A 20,566-nucleotide genomic window follows, 5' to 3' on the forward strand; every position below is an offset into this window, starting at 1 on the left:
TTACGGAAGTGATGCCTATTTTTGTATTCTTTGAACCTTTCTAACTTATAGTTTTTGGAAAAGATAGAAAAATTTTTAGTCGCCTTCAGTAATGCTGCCTGGGGCCTGCCTTTACTCATTTTACTTATGGGTGGAGGTGCTTTTTTTATGCTGTACTCCCGGTTCCTGCCTTTCCGCTACCTGGGCCATTCCGTTAATGTGCTTCGCGGCAAGTACGACGACCCAGACGACCCAGGCGATATTAACCATTTCGAAGCCCTTTCGAGTGCATTGGCTGCAACCGTAGGCATGGGTAACATAAGCGGAGTGGCAGTAGCCATAACAACAGGTGGCCCTGGTGTTTTGTTTTGGATGTGGGTAAGTGCCTTTGTAGGTATGGCCACTAAATTCTTCACCTGCTCTCTTTCTGTTATGTACCGCGGCAAAGACAGCCTTGGCCATGTAGAAGGCGGCCCCATGTATGTAGTGGAGGAAGGGCTTGGCAAGAAATGGAAGCCCTTAGCTGTGTTCTTTTGCGTAGCAGGTTTGTTCGGTGCCTTACCCATTTTTCAGGCGAACCAACTAACACAGGTAATACGCGAAGTTGTGCTGGTACCGAACGGCCTAACCTCCACCGACACCTTCTACTCTGATTTAATCACAGGAATAGTGTTGGTTCTCATTACATCGCTTGTAATTTTTGGAGGAATAAAACGGATTGGGCAAGTAGCAGGCAAGATGGTACCTAGTATGGTGTTGCTGTACATGGTAGCCGTTTTTTACATCATGTTTGCCAACTACACCAGCATACCAGGTGCTTTTGCGCAGATTTTTGAAGATGCATTTACAGCAGACGCGATGTTAGGCGGAGCTATTGGTGCCATTATTATAGCTGGTGCACGAAGAGCTGCCTTCTCTAATGAAGCAGGTATAGGCACGGCCTCCATGATGCATGGTGCCGCCAAAACTGACGAACCTATACGCGAGGGTTTAGTCGCCATGTTGGGTCCGCTTATTGATACGCTGGTAGTATGTACCCTTACAGGTATAGCCATTATTGTTACTGGTACCTGGGACAATTCGCAGAGCAATGGCGTAACCGTAACTGCCGCCGCTTTCGACGATGCTATGCCTGGTTTTGGAAGTTATATTCTGGTGCTGTGCGTGCTCATTTTTGCCTTTACCTCACTATTTTCATACTCCTACTACGGCACCAAATGTTTTGGTTTTCTTTTTGGGGCAAAGTACAAGTACTACTACAACTACTTTTATGTGTTTACTATCGTATTGGGCGCTACAGCTTCTATCACGGCAGTGATCAGTTTGATAGATGGCATGTACGCTATGATGGCCATCCCTACTATGGTTTCGGCATTATTACTCTCGCCTAAGGTTATGAAAGCGGCCAGAGATTACTTTAGACGGATGCGGGAGTTTGATAAAAGAGAAGAGCTGAACGCGTAGCTTTGCTTAAACTTAATTTTATGATGTTGTGCTGCTAAGACAGTATGTCTGCTATAGCAAAACAAGCTTTTATTTCACTTTTCTCAACACCAACCAATGCTTACTTTTTCTTTAGTCTCTGACAATGCAGAAATAGAAAGTATTCTACTCCTGCAAAAAGCAAATCTTGCTTGTAACCTATCAGCAGAGGAGATAGCCAGCCAAGGCTTTGTAACCGTGGCTCATAATCCTGAATTGCTCAGAAAGATGAACGAGGCTGCTCCCAGCATCATAGCAAAAGATGAAAACAAAGTAATAGGTTACGCTATAGCCATGACGCAGGACTTCAAAAACGATGTACCGGTTTTAATACCTATGTTTCAGGCAATGGATAAGCTGGAATATAAGGGAAAAAAGCTCCATGAGTTTAGCTATGTTGTTTCCGGGCAGGTTTGCGTTGCAAAAGAATATCGTGGGCAACAGGTTTTTGACCAGCTGTACCATACCTACAAAGAAAAATACGCAGGTCAATATGATCTGATTGTGACAGAGATTGCCTCGAGAAACAGCAGATCTTTAAAAGCTCATGGCAGAATTGGATTCGAAGTTTTACACAGTTATCTGGCTCCTGATGGGGAAAACTGGGAAATAGTTATTTGGGACTTAAGAAAGTAGCGACCAAGGAAACCGTTGAATCTACTGCCTAGCACTTTAACTGTAGAGCGCCTTATTAACCTTCTCCAGTTCCTCATCGCTATCTGTCATCACCATTAACTTATCGCCCTTCTCTAATATGGTGGCACCGTTAGGAGTTACATAGCGTCCTTCTCTGTCTATCAGCACAATCAAGGATGCTTTGGGGAACTGCAGGTCTACTATGGATTTACCTACAGCCGTACTGCTATCTGTTAGCTCCAACTCCACAAGTGTGCTCTTCGAGTCATACCCCATATCCTCTCCCAGCTGAAACCGCTTCGGGCTGTTGTCCTGCTCACTTAAGTTTAGCCAATCGGCCACCAGTTTCAAAGTTGTACCTTGCAGCATTACAGAAGTAAGCACTATAAAGAACACGATATTGAAGATCATGTTAGATTTCTCTACACCTGCCAGTAAGGGGTAAGTGGCAAATACAATCGGCACCGCTCCCCGCAGCCCCACCCACGACACATATAGCTTATCCTGCAGCGATATTTTGAAGAAAGACAAGCCAATAAACACGCTAATTGGGCGGGCCACAAAAATAAGGAACAGCGAAATAAGTATGCCCATACCAATAACAGGCAGCATTTGCGAAGGGAACACCAGCAGGCCAAGTGTCAGGAACATGAGTATTTGCATGAGCCAGGCTACTCCGTCATAAAACCTGCTAAGGCTACGCTTATGAATGAAGTTCTTGTTACCCAGTATAACCGACGAGATGTAAACTGCCAGAAAACCATTCCCGCTTATCAGGTTTGTAAAGGCAAAAGTAAAGACAACCATAGCCAGCGTCAGTGCTGGATAAAGCCCTTCCTGTTCCAGCTTTATATTGTTAATTACCCATACCATTACCCGCCCCATTACTACGCCCATCAGTGCACCAATGCTCATCTGCAGAAAGAACATAGGCACCAGTTGCCAAATATTTGCCCCCTCATTCGTCAACAGAAAAGTAAAGCTAACGGTAAGGAAATAAGCCATTGGATCGTTACTGCCAGATTCTAGCTCCAGTGTAGGCCGCAGGTTATTTTTCAGGCCAATGTTTTTAGAGCGAAGGATAGAGAACACGGCAGCTGCATCGGTAGAGGAAACAATAGCTCCTAATAGCAAACCTTCCAGCAACGTAAAGTTAAGCACATACGTAGCAAACAGCCCCACCAGTATTGCAGTTATAAACACCCCTAACGTAGACAGCGTAACACCCCGCCAAAGTATAGGTCTGATACTTTCCCAGCGGGTATCCAACCCCCCGGAGAAAAGTATTATTGTCAGCGCTATAGTGCCTAAGGACTGAGCCGTCCGCGAATCATCAAAATAAATACCTCCTATCCCCTCTGACCCGGCTAGCATGCCCACTCCCAAAAAGAGCGCAAGCGCAGGTATCCCTAACCTTCCCAGGCTCTTGCTGATCAGGATGCTAATCATCAACAAAATGGATGCTCCTAATAAAATATCTTCAATTGTAAAGCTCATGTTTAAATTTCGTGCTTTTGCTTTGCCTCCAGGTTAATTTAGTTGCTGGTAAGGAATCCTTACAATGGTAAAGAGCAGGTACAGTAACCCATTTATCAGGTTTAGAAGCTTTAAAAACAAAGGCAGGTGAATGTACCTTCACCTGCCCTGCAAATTTATGTCTTCAAGTTTTTACCTTAATTTTCCTGCAGGTTTTCCCTTAAAATCTCTGCGAAAAGGTACACTTCTTCAAAAGAATTATACAGCGGGGCAGGTGCTACCCGAATTACGTTTGGTTCCCGATAATCGACAATAATTTTAGCCGCCATCAGCTTATCAAACAATTCACGCGCATTCTTTTTCACAAGCAAGGACAGCTGGCAACCACGCGACTGCGGATCGCGTGGCGTAATTACTTCCAGTAAACTTATATCTGCCTGTATGTCATCTATCAGGTACTCCAGGTAACCCGTCAGCTTCTCACTCTTCTCCCGCAGTTGCTCCATGCCTGTCTCTTCGAATATTTCCAGTGATGCCCGGTGTACCGCCAGGGGTAAAATCTGGCTGTTACTTACCTGCCAGCCTTCAGCACCTGCCATAGGCGAAAAGCCTTTCTTCATCTGGAAACGCTCGCTTGCGTCGTGGCCCCACCAACCGGCAAAACGGGGTAGGTTACTGTCCTTACCATGCCGCTCATGCACATAAACTCCCGAGGTACCTCCCGGTCCGGAGTTCAGGTACTTGTATGTACACCATACAGCAAAATCCACACCCCAATCGTGCAGGCGAAGCGGCACGTTACCAGCAGCATGCGCCAGGTCAAAACCAACCAGCGCTCCGGCCTTATGCCCCGCTTCGGTTATGGCCTCCATGTCGAACACCTGCCCAGTATAGTAGTTAATGCCGCCCATCATCACCAGCGCCAACTCTGCAGTATTGTCTTTTATGCATTGGATAATGTCTTCTGTCCGTAGCGTATGTTCTCCTTTTCTTGGAGATATTTCAATTATCGCCTCATCTGGGTTGTAACCATGGTAACGTGTTTGCGTCTCCAGTGCATACTGGTCTGATGGGAAAGCACCCGCTTCGGTAATAATCTTATAGCGTTTGCCTTCCGGCCTATAGAAAGACACCAGCATAAGGTGCAGGTTCACAGTTAGCTGATTCATGATAACTACCTCGCCCGGCAAAGCACCCACCACTCTGGAAGCTCCTCCTGCCAGCAGCTGATGATAATTAAACCATGGCTCATCACCTTTAAAATGCCCTTCCACGGCCATATTAGCCCACTTGTACATTTCGTTGTCGATGTACCTTTGTGCCGACTTCGGCTGCAACCCTAAGGAGTTACCACAGAAGTAAATAGCATCCTGTCTGTCTATCTGAGGGAAATAAAAGCGATCTTTATATTCTTTAAGTGGATCTTTCTGATCTTGTTCCTTTGCAAAAGCAAGGCTATTCTCGTAGTTCATTCTTGTGCTTATAATTATTTGATGCTGCTATAACAGCATCACTTTTGGGATACTTATCAAAGGCGATATACCTCCCCACAATTGGTGCCAGCTTTAGATTATTTAGCTTCTTCGGCAGGTTTGGCTGGCGGCTCCATCATCTCGCCGCAGTTACTGCAGGTTCGGTGTGCCTCATTCTCCCAAAAGTTGTTCATAATAACAGGCAGCTGCCCTACAATATCCGTTACATCGGCATACTCCTCGTAAAGCTTATTGCCGCAGTTTTCGCAGAACCACAGGAAACCGTCTTTCTCGCCTGGCTTGCGGTAACGCTCTACCACCAACCCCACCGTGTTGGCTGGGCGACGCGGAGAATGCGGCACGCGCGGAGGCAGCAGGAAAATCTCCCCTTCTTTAATCGGAATATCCACAGGTTTGCCGTCTTCAATAATCTTCAGCACAATGTCACCTTCCAGTTGGTAGAAAAACTCCTCGCCTTCGTCGTAGTGGTAATCTTTGCGCGCGTTCGGCCCACCGACTACCATCACTATAAAATCGTCGTTGCCCTTAAATACCTGCTGGTTTCCCACGGGCGGCTTCAGTAAGTGACGGTTATCTTCTATCCATTGTTTAAAATTGAAAGGTCTTGTTACAGCCATAGTTCTGTTTTGTTAGGTTGATAAAAGGAAGGTACGCAAAAGCTGCTATAAATGGCAATAAGCTGCCGTACCCTCAGTACTGCAAGTTTAAGCTCTTTTACGTACATTTAAACTATGGACTTAAACTTGAAAAACAAACGCGCTATAGTTTGCGGCAGCACCCAGGGCATCGGGAAAGCCGTGGCGGTGGAGCTGGCACAGCTCGGAGCCAGTGTAACACTGGTAGCCCGTAACGAAGAAAAGCTGAAAGAGACGGTACAGGAGCTTGACCATGCTAATGGCCAGCAGCATGATTTTATAGTGGCCGACTTTGCTGATACAGAGGAGGTAAAAGCACAGATAGCGGCTTATGTGCAACAGCAGAACGAGGTGCATATCCTGGTGAACAACACGGGAGGCCCTCCTGGCGGGCCCATTACAGAGGCAAAGCCAGAGGAGTTCCTGAAGGCATTCAATATGCACCTGATCAACAACCATAACCTGGCGCAGGCGGTGGTGCCGCTCATGAAAAAAGCGGGTTACGGACGCATCATCAACATCATCAGTACGTCGGTTAAAGAACCGATAGCAGGTTTGGGCGTGTCGAACACTACGCGCGGTGCGGTAGCCAGCTGGGCCAAAACCATGGCCAACGAGTTGGGGCAGTTCGGCATTACCGTAAATAATGTGCTGCCCGGCTCTACCAAAACGGGTCGTATCTATGCGCTTGTCGAGAGCAGGGCAGAGAAATCAGGACGGGATAAGCAGGAGGTGCAGCAAGAGATGGAGCAATCCATACCTGCGCGTCGCTTTGCCGAGCCCGAAGAAGTTGCCGCTGCCGCCGCTTTTCTGGCCACGCGAGCCGCTGCTTACATAAATGGTGTTAGCCTGGCTGTGGATGGCGGCAGAACGGGTAGCATATAACCTCTCCTCAGTCCCAATGTTGTCAACTCAAGGAACAGCTCTCTGCCATCTCGACGAAAGGAAAGACATGAAATGTAACAGATTTCTCACTACCGTTCGAAATGAAAAGCCAGCTTAAGTTGACGACGTTGGGTGAGGTAAACTTTCTACCTCACCAGCACCTCATCAATTAGCCCATACTCCTTCGCTTCTTCCGCACGCATCCAATAGTCGCGGTCGGCGTTATCATGGATTTCCTGATAAGTTTTGCCGCTGTGCAAGGCGATGATTTCATAGAGCTCCTTCTTCAGTTTCATTACTTCTCTGGCGGTGATCTCAATATCCGAGGCTTGCCCCTGCACCCCTCCCAGTGGCTGGTGAATCATGACGCGGGCGTGCGGCAGGGCAGAGCGTTTACCAGCTGCGCCGCCGCATAGCAACACGGCTCCAAACGATAAAGCAATGCCTGTACAGATAGTCGCCACATCGGGGTTCACATACTGCATGGTGTCGTAGATGCCGAGGCCAGCGTAAACCGATCCGCCCGGGCTGTTAATGTACAGCAGAATATCTTTCTTCGGATCAGCGGCAGACTCCAGGAAAAGCAGTTGCGCCGTAATGATATTGGCGATGTTCTCCTCTACCTGCGTCCCCAGAAAAATAATGCGGTCCATCATCAGGCGCGAGAAAACATCAATCTCCCTGAAGTTGGTAGGGCGTTCTTCAATTACGGCACGTGTCATGTTCTGTACCTGGTGCTGGCGTGCGGCGCTTTCCACATGGTTCATGTATTTGTCTACCGTTAGCCCGTTTAAGCCCTGGCCGTACACGGCAAACCTGCGGAATTCATTTTTATAGTTGTTCATAGTGTTTTTCTTTTGATGATGAAAAGTTTAGGCAAAGGTTTTCCTGCACTACCAGTATGGTAGCGTTTGCATCAGGAATCATTTAAGTAAAAGGATAAAGCTAATTTAGCATAAAGAGGAGCCTATCATGCTTTGCAGCATACTGAACAGCTGTAACATTCTCAGTAAAAGTCGTGTGTCTTGTGTCGTGATACTTGTGTTCATTTTTCGATAAAGATTAGCCGAACAGCCGTTGGTGAACAGCCTGTAGCTCCTGCCGCAGTTGCTGCCTGCCAGCTTCGCGGATAGCCTGATACGAAAGCTGCTGTTGCGTTACTTGCTGCTTCCACTCCTGATCCCAGAGCAGCCTGATTTCCACGTCCAGCTCCTCCTCCTCAGGCAGCCGGCCTTGCAGGAAAGCCTCCAGGTGTTTTATCTCTTCTAGCGCAGGCCGCATCGTGTTTATCTGAAATGATTTATAGTATAAGCCGCCAGAGATTTACGCAGGCGCTCCAGGCATTTATACTTCTGCACGGTGGCCGAGCGCACTGTGCCATAGTTTAACTGCTCCGCAATCTCTTCCATGCGCTGCCCCAGGTAGTAAAACGACACCAGCACTTTGCTGCACTTCTCCCCCAGTTGCTCTACAAAAGCTGCGAGTTTATGATCTGGCTCCTCTTCCTGCTCCTCGGCCCCTACCTGTTCACTGATCTCAGGCGAAAGCTCCTGCTGGCGGTTGCGCTTCTCCAGCTCACGCCTCCAGCGGTTCTTGCAAACCGCCATGATGTACGTAGTGGCCGACGAGGTTAACTCCAGCTCTTGCTGCATCACCTTCTCATAAAACAGCATGACGGATTCCTGCACCAGGTCCTGGGCATCCTCGGCTGTGCCCTGCCGCTGCCTCACATAATGCAGCACCACCGGGTATAGGTTGACGTAGATATTCTCCAGCGTCTTTTCCCTATCAAGGATCAGGGCTTCACGAATATCTGAAGCCATCACAGGATTTGTTATCGTCTGCATAAGCTTTTTGATGTTAATCCGACAGCAGGATAAAATATCACCCAGTCCTGCAAAAATATTTTGACAATGATGTCTCACCGACGGCATGTTCGGCAGAAAAAACAGCTGCACCCGCCATTACAACATTTATGCCTCCTCTGCCCTGGCTATACTTAAGTAACGATTTACAAAAACAGGATAAGCATTCCATACTGTATACCCACCCCTACCCCCTCCGAGGAGGGGAACATTTTACTCATTTGCGAAACGCCCCTCTTGGGAGGGGTAAGGGGTGGGTTAAATTCCAACACTAAATATAAATCACAAGTTAAGTAATACGAACTATAAACCAACTTTAGCCGCTACACCAGGCGCAGGAGCAATCAAAAAAATTTCTCCTTACCTTTGCCCGATGGACTTTAGAACGAGAAGACTGGCTGTTTCGCTTCGGAACCAACTAAATTATCCTTTGCAGTTCAACCCTTTTGTCTTTAGCAAGATATTCCTGCTGTGGGTGGCAGTAGGAATTGTTGGCGGTGTTATTGCGGGTCTTTACTGGACGGTGCTGGAGGGAATGCTGCATTTCCTGGCGCAGTTCCAGGGCCTGTACGTTATTCCGCTTATGGCTGGGGCAGGCCTGTTGGCTGGCCTTGTTATACATCGCCTCGGCGACCCAGGGGAAATGGACCTGATCGTAAACAATATCCGCTTTAAGGGCGGAAGGCTGGAGCCGAAAAATAACCCATCCATGATTATGTCGTCGCTACTCTGTATAGCCAGTGGCGGCAGTGCAGGCCCAGAGGCGCCGCTGGTGCAGGTAGTAGGCTCCACAGGCACCTGGATTGCCAGAAAGCTGAGAATTAAAGGCGAGGACCTGCGCTCGCTAAGTATTGCAGGTATGGCCGCAGCCTTCACGGCACTCTTTGGGGCACCGCTTGGCGGTACTTTATTTGCCCTCGAAATCCTGCACCACAAACACGTGGTGGAGTACTATCAGGCGCTTATACCCGCTTTCGTGGCCAGCTGCTCCAGCTATGTCATCTTCATCCTGATCACGCATATCGGCATCGGCCCTACCTGGAACTTCCCAGTATACTCTGCCCCAGAACTGACCGACTGCTTCTACGCCATGCTCTACGCAGTAGCAGGCACGTTGGCAGGTTGGCTGTTCATCCTCACGGTGCGCCAGTGCAGACACCTGTTCCAGAAGCTTCAGGTTCCGGTTTATGTAAAGATGACCATCGGCGGACTGCTGATCGGTACCATTGCTTATTACGTGCCCCTCTCCCGCTACTTTAGCCACGATGAGCTGAATATGTTGCTGGCAGAAGAGGCTACGTTAGAGTTCCTGATGATACTACTGGTGGCTAAGATACTGGCGATTGCCTTTACCGTCACCTCCGGCTGGAGAGGCGGCTTTATCATTCCGTTGTTCTTCGTGGGAGCTACGGTAGGCATGATCGTAAACACGGCTTTTCCAGGGCAAAACCTGCCGCTTATTATGGTGAGCTGCATGGCTGCCATCAACGCATGTGTTACCAGAACACCGATCAGCACCATTATTCTGCTCTCAACTTTAACAGGGTTTCACCATTTTATCCCGATCATGTTCGCCAGCCTGACAGGCTTTTTCCTAGCTCCAAAGACACCGCTGATAAATGCACAGCTTGGGATAAAAGAGTAAATGCTACTTGCAGCTATACTCTGTTTAGTTACGCTTTGATTTTATGCTTGGCAGTACTAAGGTTATATTTGCAGCTCAATTAATATACAAAAAGTAGATACTGGTTCTAAGCTGTACCTGTTAGCAGCCAGCTTTTTAAAATGAGGAAGATTAAACGTAATTACAGAATAGCTAAATATGTTGTTTACAGGCAAACTATTATTAACCCTACTGACCATATCTGGACTTTTATAGGTTCTCTTTTAGGAATAGGAATTATTGGATTTATTCAGACCCACAATAGCTTTATATCGAGTTCTGATCAGCTGTTCCTGATAGGTTCTTTCGGTGCTTCGTCTGTACTGATTTACGGAGCTACTAACAGCCCCTTGGCACAGCCCAGGAACCTGATTGGAGGACATGTAATTTGCGCCATTATAGGCGTTACTGTTTTTAAGTTATTCCACAATGAAGAGCTTGTCTGGTTATCTTCTGCCTTGTCTGTCTCAACCTCTATTGTGTTAATGCAGGTAACGAAGACTTTACATCCGCCCGGAGGTGCCACTGCACTTATCGCCAATATAGGTTCTGCCAAAATTAAAGCTTTGGGCTTTTATTATGTGCTAAGCCCAGTTCTTGTAGGGGTACTGGTTTTATTTATAATAGCACTCATTGTAAATAATATTCCTAAAAACAGGAATTATCCATATAAAGGTCTTAAAGGCTTATTTACTAGAAAAAGACACCAAAGAATTCGCAAAGCGAAGGCTGTAAGTGCGCAGCAGGTGTAACCATTATCATTCTGTTATAGCTTATACATAAGGAGCTACTGTAATAGTAGCACACTCACACACAGGTGTTTACCTATGCTTCTTTTAAACAGAAAAGAAGCATAGGTAATTTATAGCTGGTTACTTTCTGTTGAAGGATTAATCAGGTTTCGCTCCAGGAAATCTGTCATCATTTTGAAACGGTGCAGCAACGTAATACCACCGCTTACACCATGGTTACGGTTAGGATAGATGAAGGTCTCAAATTGTTTATTAGCGCTAATTAGAGCATCCTGCATCTCTACCGTATTCTGGAAATGCACGTTATCATCACCTGTACCATGAATCAAAAGCAGTTCGCCTTGCAGTTGATCAGCAAAAGACAAAGGAGAGTTTTCATCGTAGCCAGCAGCGTTCAGCTGTGGTGTTTTCAGGTAACGCTCTGTGTAAATGCTATCGTAGAAACGCCAGTTAGTAACAGGCGCAACTGAGATTCCAGCCCGGAAGATACCATTACCTTTTGTCAGACCTAACAAAGTCATATAACCACCGAAGCTATGCCCCCAGATGCCAATGCGATCTTTATCAACATAAGATTGCTGCCCTAACCATTTAGCAGCCTCAATCTGATCTTCTATTTCGTATTTACCTAAGTTAGCGTACGTCACTTTTTTGAACTCTGCTCCACGGGCGCCTGTACCACGGTTATCCACACTTACTACTATCAAGCCTTTATCGGCCAGTACCTGATACCATAGATAGTTATTGCTGCCCCAGCTGTTAGTAACAGTTTGCGAACCTGGGCCTCCGTACACAAACATCAGCACCGGGTACTTCTTGTTCGGGTCAAAATCGGTTGGCTTAATCATCCAGCCATTCAGTTTGGTGCCTTCAGGAGTATTCATGGTGAAAAATTCCTGCTTCGCAATATTGTACTGCGCCAGTGTATTGCGTAGCTCCTGATTATCTTCCAGTACTTTTATCAGTTTACCATCTTTTGCTGTATGCAGGCTAACGGTGGTGGGCACGTTGGCAGCAGAATGATAATCTAAGTAGTACTTGTAGTCGTTGCTCATATTAATGTTATGCGTACCGGCTTCGTTAGTCAGGCGTTTCTTGCTTTTGCCTTTGCTGCTGATGCTGTACAAGTGGCGGTCCAGGGGAGATACCTCTGTAGACATATAGTACAGTCGGTCATTCTTTTCATCGAAGCCAATAAAGCTGCTTACTTCCCAATCGCCGTTGGTGATCTGGCGCACCAGCTTACCTTTCATGTCGTAGAGGTACAGATGGTTGAAGCCATCTTTTTCTGAAGAGTGGATAAAGTTCTTACCATCCTTCAGGTACGTCAGGTCATCTGTAATATCAATATAAGCCTTATCTGTTTCCTTTAATACTACATTCGCTTTACCAGTTATCACGTTAGCATGCAGAATCTCCAGCGTGTTCTGCAGGCGGTTCATTTTCTGGATAGAAAGCAGGTTGCTGTCGTGTGTCCACTTAATGCGCGGGATGTAGATATCAGCCTCATTACCGGTATCCATCTTTACTGTTCTGCCATTGCTCAGGTCGTATACCGACACTTTTACGGCAGAGTTTGCCTCTCCTGCTTTCGGATACTTAAACTTGTAATCCTGCGGATACAGCTCACCCCACATTTGCATGTTGTACTCCGGCACGTTTGTCTCGTCAAATGTGTAAAAGGCTATTTTAGAGCCGTCCGGTGACCAGTGGAAACCTTTTGCAAAGCTGAACTCTTCCTCATACACCCAATCAGCATACCCATTAATGATGGAGTTAAATTTACCATTGGTCGTGATTTGTGTTTCCTGCATGTTGCTCAGGTCTACCACAAACATATTATTGTCGCGGGCAAAGGCTACACGCTTCGCATCCGGAGAAAAGGTAGCGTACATTTGCTTACCACCATTGCTCAGCTTAGTAAGTTTTTTTGTATTAAGGTCGTAGATGTAGAAGTCAGCTTTGGAAGAGCGGCGGTAGATTTGCTCTGTTTCGGTTGAAAACAGCACCTTCTGCTCATCAGAACTAAACGTGTAGTCATCGAATTTTATTGGCGTACTGCTACCATCAGGCTTCAGGACTTCCCCCTCAATAATTGTGTTAACAGGTTTGCCTGTGGTTACATCATACTTCACAATGTCGTACACATTGTTTTGCTGGTCAGGCACCTGTGAGCTGTAATACTGGCCATCTTTCATCCAGTTTACTCCATACACCGATTCGGCCCGAAAAGTGCCTTTGCGGTAAATATCCTCCAGCGTAATATCTTTTGTCTGCTGTGCCTGCGCTACATAAACAGAGCACATAAACACGGCAGTTAAAAGGATTGTTGAAAGTTTAAAATACATGCGTGTGGTTTTAAAGTTTAGCAACTTAAAGTTACCAGTTTATTATATTATCTCCATATTCTAAGCTAAAACCGTACCTATACTTTGTTTTTAGCAGCTCAACATAAAAAAAGCGGCAGCCTCTTTTTAAAGAAGCTGCCGCTTTTCGTGTTGGTTATTTGCTATTTAGAAGTTATAGCCAACTGTAAACATAACCGTACTTTGCTTGTTTTCTATGTCAACTACTGGCTCATCTCCATAAAGCGTGTAAGGTGAGTAACGGCTATTTCCATTAGAATTCACATAAGCTACATCAACATAGTAATTCTGTAGTCTAATTCCTGTGCCTAAAGTGAAACTGTTTATCTGGCCATCAAACGATGCATTTTTATACGGGTCTGAGCTTATAGCATATCCTGCTCTAAAACGGAATGCTTCGTAACGCCCCTCTGCTCCTATTCTATAATTCCAAACAGACCTATAAGTATCAGATATGGTGTTGTTAACACCAGTAAAGTAATTTCCGGTGGTGCCATAACCATCATCTTCTTCAGAAAAATGGGCACTACTATAGTTCAAATACTCTATATCTGCCGTAATAAAGCCATATTTACTCAGGAAAACTGCTACACCTCCTGTTGCTTTAAAAGGTGTTGTAAGGCGATAAGAAAATTGACCTGGCATTATGGAAGCACTTTCTCTAGGGCCATCATCGTAACCTGCATATAATGACTGCTGATAATCATCGGTAAATGTATAAGCTGTTGGTGTTTGTATGCTGGCACCAATCCGAAGCGCATCTACAGGCCTTGCAATTACCCCAACTTTTAAGTTAACCCCTGTACCTCTTGATGTAAATTCATCACGCAGTTCCAAATCAGTAAAGGCAGTATTTTCACTACTTTCAGCTTCGCGATAGACACTTTCCTGTGTATACCTGGTGGTAACTATTCCGACTGACGCTCCTATATACAGTCTATCTTTATAACTTGTTCCGAAGCCAAAATCGATCTGGTTTTGCGAACCTCTTCTGCGAATACTTTCTTGCTGAAGAATGCTTCCTTCTCTTACAAGCGGTGCTGCATAAACCTCACCTGTCGTTTCATCTTCAACTATATCATACAGATAAGTACCATAAGCCAAGCCTTCTAAAGAGTAAAAACCTCCGTTAAACTCTTGATCCAGGTCACTAACTGTACGGCCATTTGCATCTGCCAAATCGGCAAAATACTCTACAATAGTAGGGGTAATTTCTCCAGTAGTATTCTGATAGGATACTTGCTGATTAAAGTTATTCAGCCTTGTAAAGCCTATGCCAAAGTTTACGCCTCTCCAGTCACCATCTTCGTTATCGCCCTTTCTGTTCGAAAACACAAGCCCCATTTGTGGGACACTTAGCACATTACGACTATCTGATACCTGGTTACCGTTTGTGTTTGTATCTGTGTTATTAAATTGTAAGCCAGGGCTAAATGTAAACTCAGATCTACGGAACATGCCTAAACCTGCCGGGTTGACAGAAAGGGATGAAATATCGGCTCCAAGAGCAGCCTGCGCTCCTCCTATGCCTTGTATACGTGCAGAACCTGATACACCTAAACGGGAGTAGCGCAAAGCGTCTACCTCGTCTTGGGCAAAAGCGGTTCCACCCCAGCCCAGCATAAGTGCCAGGCTAGCCAGGAATATTTTATTTACGTTCATTTATTTTAATAAAACTAAATTAATGATTTCCGCCTCTTGGTGGGCGTCCGCCTCCGCTGCTACTGCCGCTACTCTGTGTCGGACGGCTGCTTGGGAAACTACTGCTGCTGCGTTGCTGGTAGCTTGGGCGAGTTTCAACAGGGCGGCTTTGTATCTGCTGTTGCCTGTATTCACGTCTTGGTGTATACGTTTGTCGTGATCTGCTTTCACGTGCAGGACTTATCGCGCGTTGTTGCTGTTGCTGCTGAGTCTGTCCTACTCTTGACGGCTGACGCGTCGAACGAGTGCTTCTGCTAGGGTCATAATACTGCGTACGGCTTCGGCGTGTTGTAGTAGTACTACCTGCACTTTCTACAGCATTGCCAACTGTACTTTCAGCAGCCCGGGCTGGCCGTGATATAACGGCATTACCTGCATTTATATTGCTTCCGCTTCTTACCGGTCTTCCGGCAGTGCTTTGAACATTGTCTGTCCTGACAACACTTCTGGACTGTCGTGGCCCGTATTGCACCTGGCGGGTATTACCAGACACCACTAAAGGTCTGTCATAGTAATAGTTATTGTAATAGCCGTTATAGAATCCGCTGTAATACGGAGACATTCCGCCATAGTAGTACGGGTTATAACCATAACCACCATAGAACGGTGAGCCCCACATACTGCCGAAGCTTAAGCCAAGCGACAAGCCACTACGCATCATGTATGGTGAACGCATAAACGGGTCGTAGAACGGGCTATAAAATGCAGAGCCACCATAGTAAGGGCTATAAAACGGATCGTAAAAAGCAGTTGAGCCATAATACCCGTTGCTATAGCCTGGCACATACGAACTACCCCAGTATGGGTCTACAAAAGAATAGTTATACCCGTACGGGTTATATTCACGCCCATCGTAATATTCATCTTCCCCTGCATACTCATCTCCACTCGCATACTCCGGGTTCACCACCTCACCATCGGCAAGAGCCCCATTGCTGCTATACTCTTCCGAGCTGGCATACGTTTGTCCTTCGGGCTCTATGTATTCTGTTTGATCTGAAGAGCTATAATACATGTCGTCATACTCAGTAGACTGCATCGCAATGGGGGTGCTGCAACCTACTGCTGCGAGCATGGGAATTATAGCTAGTATTGATATCTTCTTCATAACCTCTCTCCTGTTATTGATTTGTTTTCATCTTCTATATCAAAGATAATAACACATTAGCGCAAAACCTTATCAATAGTCTAATTATATTAACGTAATTTCGGGCCGGAATGATATGTTATATAATATAATTATATTAGCAAATTCTATTCCAAAACCATTTATAACTAGCAATATAGCATAAACATTCTTTAGAATATGAGTAAGGGGTTGCCTAAAAGAAGCGAAGACTACTCTCTGTGGTACAACGAATTGGTAAAAAAGGCTGGGTTAGCTGAAAATTCTGCTGTGCGTGGCTGTATGGTAATAAAACCATATGGTTATGCCATTTGGGAGAGAATGCAGCGTGTGTTAGATGATATGTTTAAAGCAACAGGGCATAGCAATGCTTATTTCCCGCTGTTTATACCAAAATCGTACCTGAGCCGTGAGGCAGACCACGTAGAAGGCTTTGCAAAAGAATGCGCAGTGGTAACTCACTATAGATTGAAAGCTACTGAAGATGGTGTTACAGTAGACCCTGATGCAAAACTGGAAGAAGAGCTTATTGTTCGCCCTACTTCTGAAACCATTATCTGGAGCACTTACAAGAGCTGGGTGCAGAGCTATCGCGACCTGCCGCTATTGGTTAACCAATGGGCTAACGTAGTTCGCTGGGAAATGCGTACGCGCCTGTTTCTGCGTACAGCAGAGTTCTTATGGCAGGAGGGCCACACAGCGCATGCCACAGCAGAAGAAGCCATTGCTGAAACAAAGCAAATGATGGAGGTTTATGCCGAGTTTGCAGAAAAGTATATAGCACTACCTGTAGTACGAGGTGTTAAAACACCCAAGGAGCGTTTTGCCGGTGCTTTAGACACTTATTGCATCGAAGGCCTAATGCAGGACGGGAAGGCTTTACAAGCTGGTACTTCTCACTTTCTGGGGCAGAACTTTGCAAAAGCGTTTGATGTGAAATTTGCCACAAAAGACGGTGGACTAGAATATGTGTGGGGCACCTCCTGGGGTGTAAGCACGCGTTTAATGGGTGCTTTAGTTATGGCTCACTCTGATGATGAAGGGTTAGTACTTCCTCCCAAGCTGGCTCCTATTCAGGTGGTAATTGTTCCTATCTACAAAGGCGAAGAGCAACTGGCACAGATCAGTGAAAAAGTACTGAAACTGAAGAAAGAACTGGAAGCAAAAGGCATTAGCGTGAAGTATGATAACCGAGATACGGAACGGCCTGGTTTTAAATTTGCAGAATGGGAGCTAAAAGGCGTGCCAGTACGCGTTGCCATCGGTAACCGGGACCTTGAAAATGGTACTGCCGAGGTTGCTCGCCGTGATACAAAAGAGAAAAGCACACAGCAGTTTGATAGCTTAACCGATTATATTCCTGCCTTGCTGGATGAAATCCAGGAAAATATTTATAGTAAAGCATTTAACTTTAGAGAAGAACATACCACTAAGGTTGATACTTACGAGGAGTTTAAGGAAGTTTTAGAAACCAAGGGAGGCTTTGTACTGGCTCACTGGGATGGCACTTCAGAAACAGAAGAGCGTATTAAAGAGGAAACAAAAGCAACCATACGCTGCATTGCGTTAGAGTCGCCGGAAGAAGATGGAGTAGACATGCTGACAGGCAAGCCAAGTAAGCAGCGCGTATATTTTGCCAAAGCTTACTAAGTTCTGTTAAAACTTGCCAGGAAATTGCCGTATCAACATGAGACCAATTGGGCAAAGTGAACAGTTTCAGCAGTTACATGCATCCTGTAATTGTTCATAAACCTGTATTTAACTATACTAATCATTTAGTAAAGGCCATTTTCTGGAAGGGAAATGGCCTTTTTATTTTTAGGAACAGTATATTAACATAGAAATCCATATATTTACCTAACAAGTTAAAAGCACTACATGCTACTCGACTGGATAACTGTTTTACTGCTCATTTGTGTTGGGCTAGGCCTTATTATTGTGGAACTCATTTTTGTTCCGGGCACAACCCTTGTAGGCATATTAGGATTTTTATTAGCTGGCATCGGAATCTGGATAGGTTACGCAGCATTAGGCACTACGCTCGGCCATATTATTCTGGCAGGCACTGTGCTGGTCGCGGGTATTGCTTTTTTCTACAGTTTCCGGTCCGATGTCTGGACCCGGTTTGCTCTGAAAGACAGTAACCGGGGCCACGTAAACGAGGAACATCAGCATGACCTGGAAATTGGAGAGGTCGGGAAAACAGTCTCAGCCTTAAGACCCTCTGGTACAGCAATTTTTAAAGAGCGCCACCATGAAGTCCATACGCATGGAGAATTTGTTTCCCCCAATACCGCAGTTCGGATTATAAAACTACAACAAAATAAGATTATAGTAGAAGAAGCTAGCTAACAGACTTACATATGGAAAATTTCTCTTTATTGTTTCTTATTGCGGGAGGCATTGTCCTCCTTATTATTTTTCTCTATTTTGTTCCAATCAGCCTTTGGGTTACAGCATTGTTCTCTGGTGTAAAAGTAGGGCTGGCTGAGCTGGTGTTTATGCGTATCCGCAAGGTGCCGCCGAGCCTGATTGTTAACTCTATGATCAACGCCACTAAAGCAGGCATTGACCTGAGTACAACAGAGCTAGAAACACATTATCTGGCAGGCGGAAATGTTCCAATGGTCATCAAGGCTCTGATATCTGCCGACAAAGCAAACATTCCGCTTTCTTTTAAGCAAGCCACCGCCATAGATCTAGCAGGCCGTAATGTGTTTGAGGCTGTAACTACTTCTGTTAACCCCAAAGTAATTAACACGCCTAACGTAGCCGCCGTAGCACAGGATGGCATCCAACTGATAGCTAAAGCGCGTGTTACGGTTCGGGCCAATATCAACCAGTTAGTAGGTGGTGCCGGCGAAGAAACCATACTTGCCCGAGTTGGTGAGGGTATTGTTACCTCTATCGGTTCTTCCATCTCCCATAAAACGGTTCTGGAGAACCCTGACATGATTTCGAAGCTGGTGCTGCAGAAAGGCCTGGATGCCGGTACTGCCTATGAAATACTCTCCATAGATATTGCCGATATAGATGTGGGCGAAAACATTGGAGCAAAATTACAGATAGACCAGGCCGGAGCCGACTTAAGGGTTGCAGAAGCCAAGGCCGAAGAGCGCCGCGCCATGGCCGTGGCCGTAGAACAGGAAATGAAAGCCAAAGCCCAGGAAGCACGCGCCAACGTAATACAGGCAGAGGTAGAAATTCCGCAAGCCATTGCAGCTGCCTTCCGTAGCGGTAACCTTGGTATTATGGACTATTATAAAATGCAGAACATACAGTCTGACACCGATATGCGTAACTCTATTGCCAAGCCCGACCAGGGTGGCCAAAATAGGCCAAAGGAGTAGACGAGCTAATTGACTAAAGAAAGGGGCCGCATCTTCATCAGTTGCGGCTCCTTTCTTTAGTTGGGATGTAGTAACACTGTTTAGCAGGGTTTACAAGATTAAGTAGAAGGAGTTATAAATTGCCTGATAAGCTACTTTATGTTAAGCAAGGGCAACGGTCAACGCATTATAGGATGCACATAGCGTGTCAACCTGGGGCGTGCCTTCAGCCATGTGTGGGAGGCGACTGGCTATCATCAAAACCCGCCTTTCTCATCACGTACTCAACAACCATTTCTGTCAGCAGCCTCAGTTCCTCTGTCTCAGGCGTGTACGGGTCGGCGTCCTTCAGCTGCTCTATGCGCTTAGCGACAAAATCATACTGCCACTGTGTCTTGATCGGCTTGTATTCCATTAGCTTTATTTTTTACCCCTATGTTTTACGGCTCGGCGGTCAGATAAACTGATTATGTAAACTGACAGCCGCAGTAAGGGTAGGTACTTGCTACAGAAACTTGGACAGCTTCTCTACAGTAAGGGGTTTCTCGATGCAACCAATCACCGGGTAATCCTTTGCCTTCACCATATCCAGGTAATGCGTAGAGCTGCTAAGCATTACAATCTTTATGGGGGCAGAACTTAAATCAGCGGACTTCTGGAGTTCCTCCAGAAACTCAAAGCCGTCCATGACCGGCATGTTGATGTCCAGCAGGATCAATTCCGGGCATTGCTCACTCCTGCACACTTCCCGGACGATATCGAGTGCCTCCTGGCCATGGCTGGCCAGCAGCACCTCTGCTTCTAGCTGCGCTTGCCTGAATAGGCGTTGCGTTATAAAAGAGACGGCAGGGTCATCGTCTACTAGTAATATTCTTTTCGCTTTTGACTTCACTATGCTTATTGTACATCTTCGCTGATTCCCTTGTACGGGAATCAGCGAAGATGTACAATTTATTTCCCTCCTGCGAAAGTACTAAAATCCCTACCCCCGATTCCAGCCCCTGGGGGCGGTTTTTTCCATAACCTATGTTATGTTAAAGAGAACTGACTTCTGATATAAGTTCAATTTAGTTGCAATGATGAAGGAAAAGCAACTCGTGTAGTCTCGAATAGTGATTTCGACGAAGTTCTGCACTTGCCTTTACTCAGTGTAAGGTAACATGCAAAAAAACAGTTAT

19 protein-coding genes are annotated in these 20,566 nt (G+C 45.9%); 8 read left to right on the forward strand and 11 right to left on the reverse strand.

Annotated features, from left to right (window positions below):
• Positions 1-54: 54 nt before the first annotated feature.
• Both LN995_RS09075 and LN995_RS09080 read left to right on the forward strand, forming a co-directional pair.
• On the forward strand, positions 55-1,443 hold the full coding sequence (locus LN995_RS09075; RefSeq protein ID WP_229960543.1) for an alanine/glycine:cation symporter family protein: 1,389 nt from the start codon (positions 55-57) through the stop codon (positions 1,441-1,443).
• A 96-nt stretch (positions 1,444-1,539) separates the two neighbouring features.
• Positions 1,540-2,097, forward strand: coding sequence for a GNAT family N-acetyltransferase (locus LN995_RS09080; RefSeq protein ID WP_229960545.1), 558 nt, complete (start codon positions 1,540-1,542; stop codon positions 2,095-2,097).
• 36 nt (positions 2,098-2,133) lie between these two features.
• Here the strand turns inward: LN995_RS09080 and LN995_RS09085 are convergent, their stop codons facing one another.
• The 3 genes from LN995_RS09085 to LN995_RS09095 form a co-directional block, all read right to left on the reverse strand.
• Positions 2,134-3,594 (reverse strand): potassium/proton antiporter, encoded by a 1,461-nt coding sequence (locus LN995_RS09085; protein WP_229960547.1) that lies wholly within the window; start codon positions 3,592-3,594, stop codon positions 2,134-2,136.
• 176 nt (positions 3,595-3,770) lie between these two features.
• Entirely contained in the window at positions 3,771-5,045 is a 1,275-nt protein-coding gene (kynU, locus tag LN995_RS09090; RefSeq protein ID WP_229960549.1) for a kynureninase, read from the reverse strand.
• A gap of 98 nt (positions 5,046-5,143) precedes the next feature.
• On the reverse strand, positions 5,144-5,683 hold the full coding sequence (locus LN995_RS09095) for a 3-hydroxyanthranilate 3,4-dioxygenase (RefSeq protein ID WP_229960551.1): 540 nt from the start codon (positions 5,681-5,683) through the stop codon (positions 5,144-5,146).
• A 114-nt stretch (positions 5,684-5,797) separates the two neighbouring features.
• On the opposite strand from LN995_RS09095, the gene LN995_RS09100 reads away from it, so the two are divergent.
• Positions 5,798-6,586: an SDR family oxidoreductase gene (locus LN995_RS09100; RefSeq protein ID WP_229960552.1), complete on the forward strand. Its 789-nt coding sequence runs from the start codon at positions 5,798-5,800 to the stop codon at positions 6,584-6,586.
• Between the two features lie 146 nt (positions 6,587-6,732).
• Here LN995_RS09100 and LN995_RS09105 read toward each other — a convergent pair whose 3' ends face one another.
• The 3 genes from LN995_RS09105 to LN995_RS09115 form a co-directional block, all read right to left on the reverse strand.
• The gene (locus LN995_RS09105; RefSeq protein ID WP_229960554.1) at positions 6,733-7,431 is read right to left on the reverse strand and encodes a ClpP family protease; all 699 of its coding nucleotides are present in this window, start codon (positions 7,429-7,431) and stop codon (positions 6,733-6,735) included.
• Positions 7,432-7,648: 217 nt separating this feature from the next.
• On the reverse strand, positions 7,649-7,867 hold the full coding sequence (locus tag LN995_RS09110; RefSeq protein ID WP_229960556.1) for a hypothetical protein: 219 nt from the start codon (positions 7,865-7,867) through the stop codon (positions 7,649-7,651).
• 5 nt (positions 7,868-7,872) lie between these two features.
• Positions 7,873-8,433 (reverse strand): RNA polymerase sigma factor, encoded by a 561-nt coding sequence (locus LN995_RS09115; RefSeq protein WP_229960558.1) that lies wholly within the window; start codon positions 8,431-8,433, stop codon positions 7,873-7,875.
• A 391-nt stretch (positions 8,434-8,824) separates the two neighbouring features.
• On the opposite strand from LN995_RS09115, the gene LN995_RS09120 reads away from it, so the two are divergent.
• Both LN995_RS09120 and LN995_RS09125 read left to right on the forward strand, forming a co-directional pair.
• Positions 8,825-10,096 carry a chloride channel protein gene (locus LN995_RS09120; RefSeq protein ID WP_229960559.1) on the forward strand — a complete coding sequence of 424 codons (1,272 nt, stop codon included), beginning with the start codon at positions 8,825-8,827 and terminating at the stop codon, positions 10,094-10,096.
• Positions 10,097-10,236: 140 nt separating this feature from the next.
• On the forward strand, positions 10,237-10,866 hold the full coding sequence (locus tag LN995_RS09125; RefSeq protein WP_229960560.1) for an HPP family protein: 630 nt from the start codon (positions 10,237-10,239) through the stop codon (positions 10,864-10,866).
• Between the two features lie 110 nt (positions 10,867-10,976).
• Here the strand turns inward: LN995_RS09125 and LN995_RS09130 are convergent, their stop codons facing one another.
• From LN995_RS09130 to LN995_RS09140, 3 genes are all read right to left on the reverse strand, one after another.
• Entirely contained in the window at positions 10,977-13,214 is a 2,238-nt protein-coding gene (locus LN995_RS09130; protein ID WP_229960561.1) for a S9 family peptidase, read from the reverse strand.
• A 165-nt stretch (positions 13,215-13,379) separates the two neighbouring features.
• Positions 13,380-14,894, reverse strand: coding sequence for an OmpP1/FadL family transporter (locus tag LN995_RS09135; protein ID WP_229960562.1), 1,515 nt, complete (start codon positions 14,892-14,894; stop codon positions 13,380-13,382).
• Between the two features lie 19 nt (positions 14,895-14,913).
• On the reverse strand, positions 14,914-16,041 hold the full coding sequence (locus tag LN995_RS09140; protein WP_229960563.1) for a hypothetical protein: 1,128 nt from the start codon (positions 16,039-16,041) through the stop codon (positions 14,914-14,916).
• Positions 16,042-16,239: 198 nt separating this feature from the next.
• On the opposite strand from LN995_RS09140, the gene proS reads away from it, so the two are divergent.
• The 3 genes from proS to floA all read left to right on the forward strand — a co-directional run bounded on the left by proS (position 16,240) and on the right by floA (position 19,409).
• Positions 16,240-17,709, forward strand: a complete 1,470-nt coding sequence (proS, locus tag LN995_RS09145) for a proline--tRNA ligase (RefSeq protein ID WP_229960564.1) — start codon at positions 16,240-16,242, stop codon at positions 17,707-17,709.
• A gap of 228 nt (positions 17,710-17,937) precedes the next feature.
• Positions 17,938-18,411 (forward strand): NfeD family protein, encoded by a 474-nt coding sequence (locus LN995_RS09150; protein WP_229960566.1) that lies wholly within the window; start codon positions 17,938-17,940, stop codon positions 18,409-18,411.
• Positions 18,412-18,422: 11 nt separating this feature from the next.
• Entirely contained in the window at positions 18,423-19,409 is a 987-nt protein-coding gene (gene floA / locus LN995_RS09155; RefSeq protein ID WP_229960568.1) for a flotillin-like protein FloA, read from the forward strand.
• A 205-nt stretch (positions 19,410-19,614) separates the two neighbouring features.
• Here floA and LN995_RS09160 read toward each other — a convergent pair whose 3' ends face one another.
• Together LN995_RS09160 and LN995_RS09165 are read right to left on the reverse strand one after the other, a co-directional pair.
• Positions 19,615-19,803: a hypothetical protein gene (locus tag LN995_RS09160; RefSeq protein ID WP_229960569.1), complete on the reverse strand. Its 189-nt coding sequence runs from the start codon at positions 19,801-19,803 to the stop codon at positions 19,615-19,617.
• Between the two features lie 90 nt (positions 19,804-19,893).
• Positions 19,894-20,280 (reverse strand): response regulator, encoded by a 387-nt coding sequence (locus LN995_RS09165; protein ID WP_229960571.1) that lies wholly within the window; start codon positions 20,278-20,280, stop codon positions 19,894-19,896.
• Between the last annotated feature and the right edge of the window lie 286 nt (positions 20,281-20,566).

This window comes from Pontibacter silvestris, from assembly GCF_020907275.1.
Lineage (GTDB): Bacteria > Bacteroidota > Bacteroidia > Cytophagales > Hymenobacteraceae > Pontibacter > Pontibacter silvestris.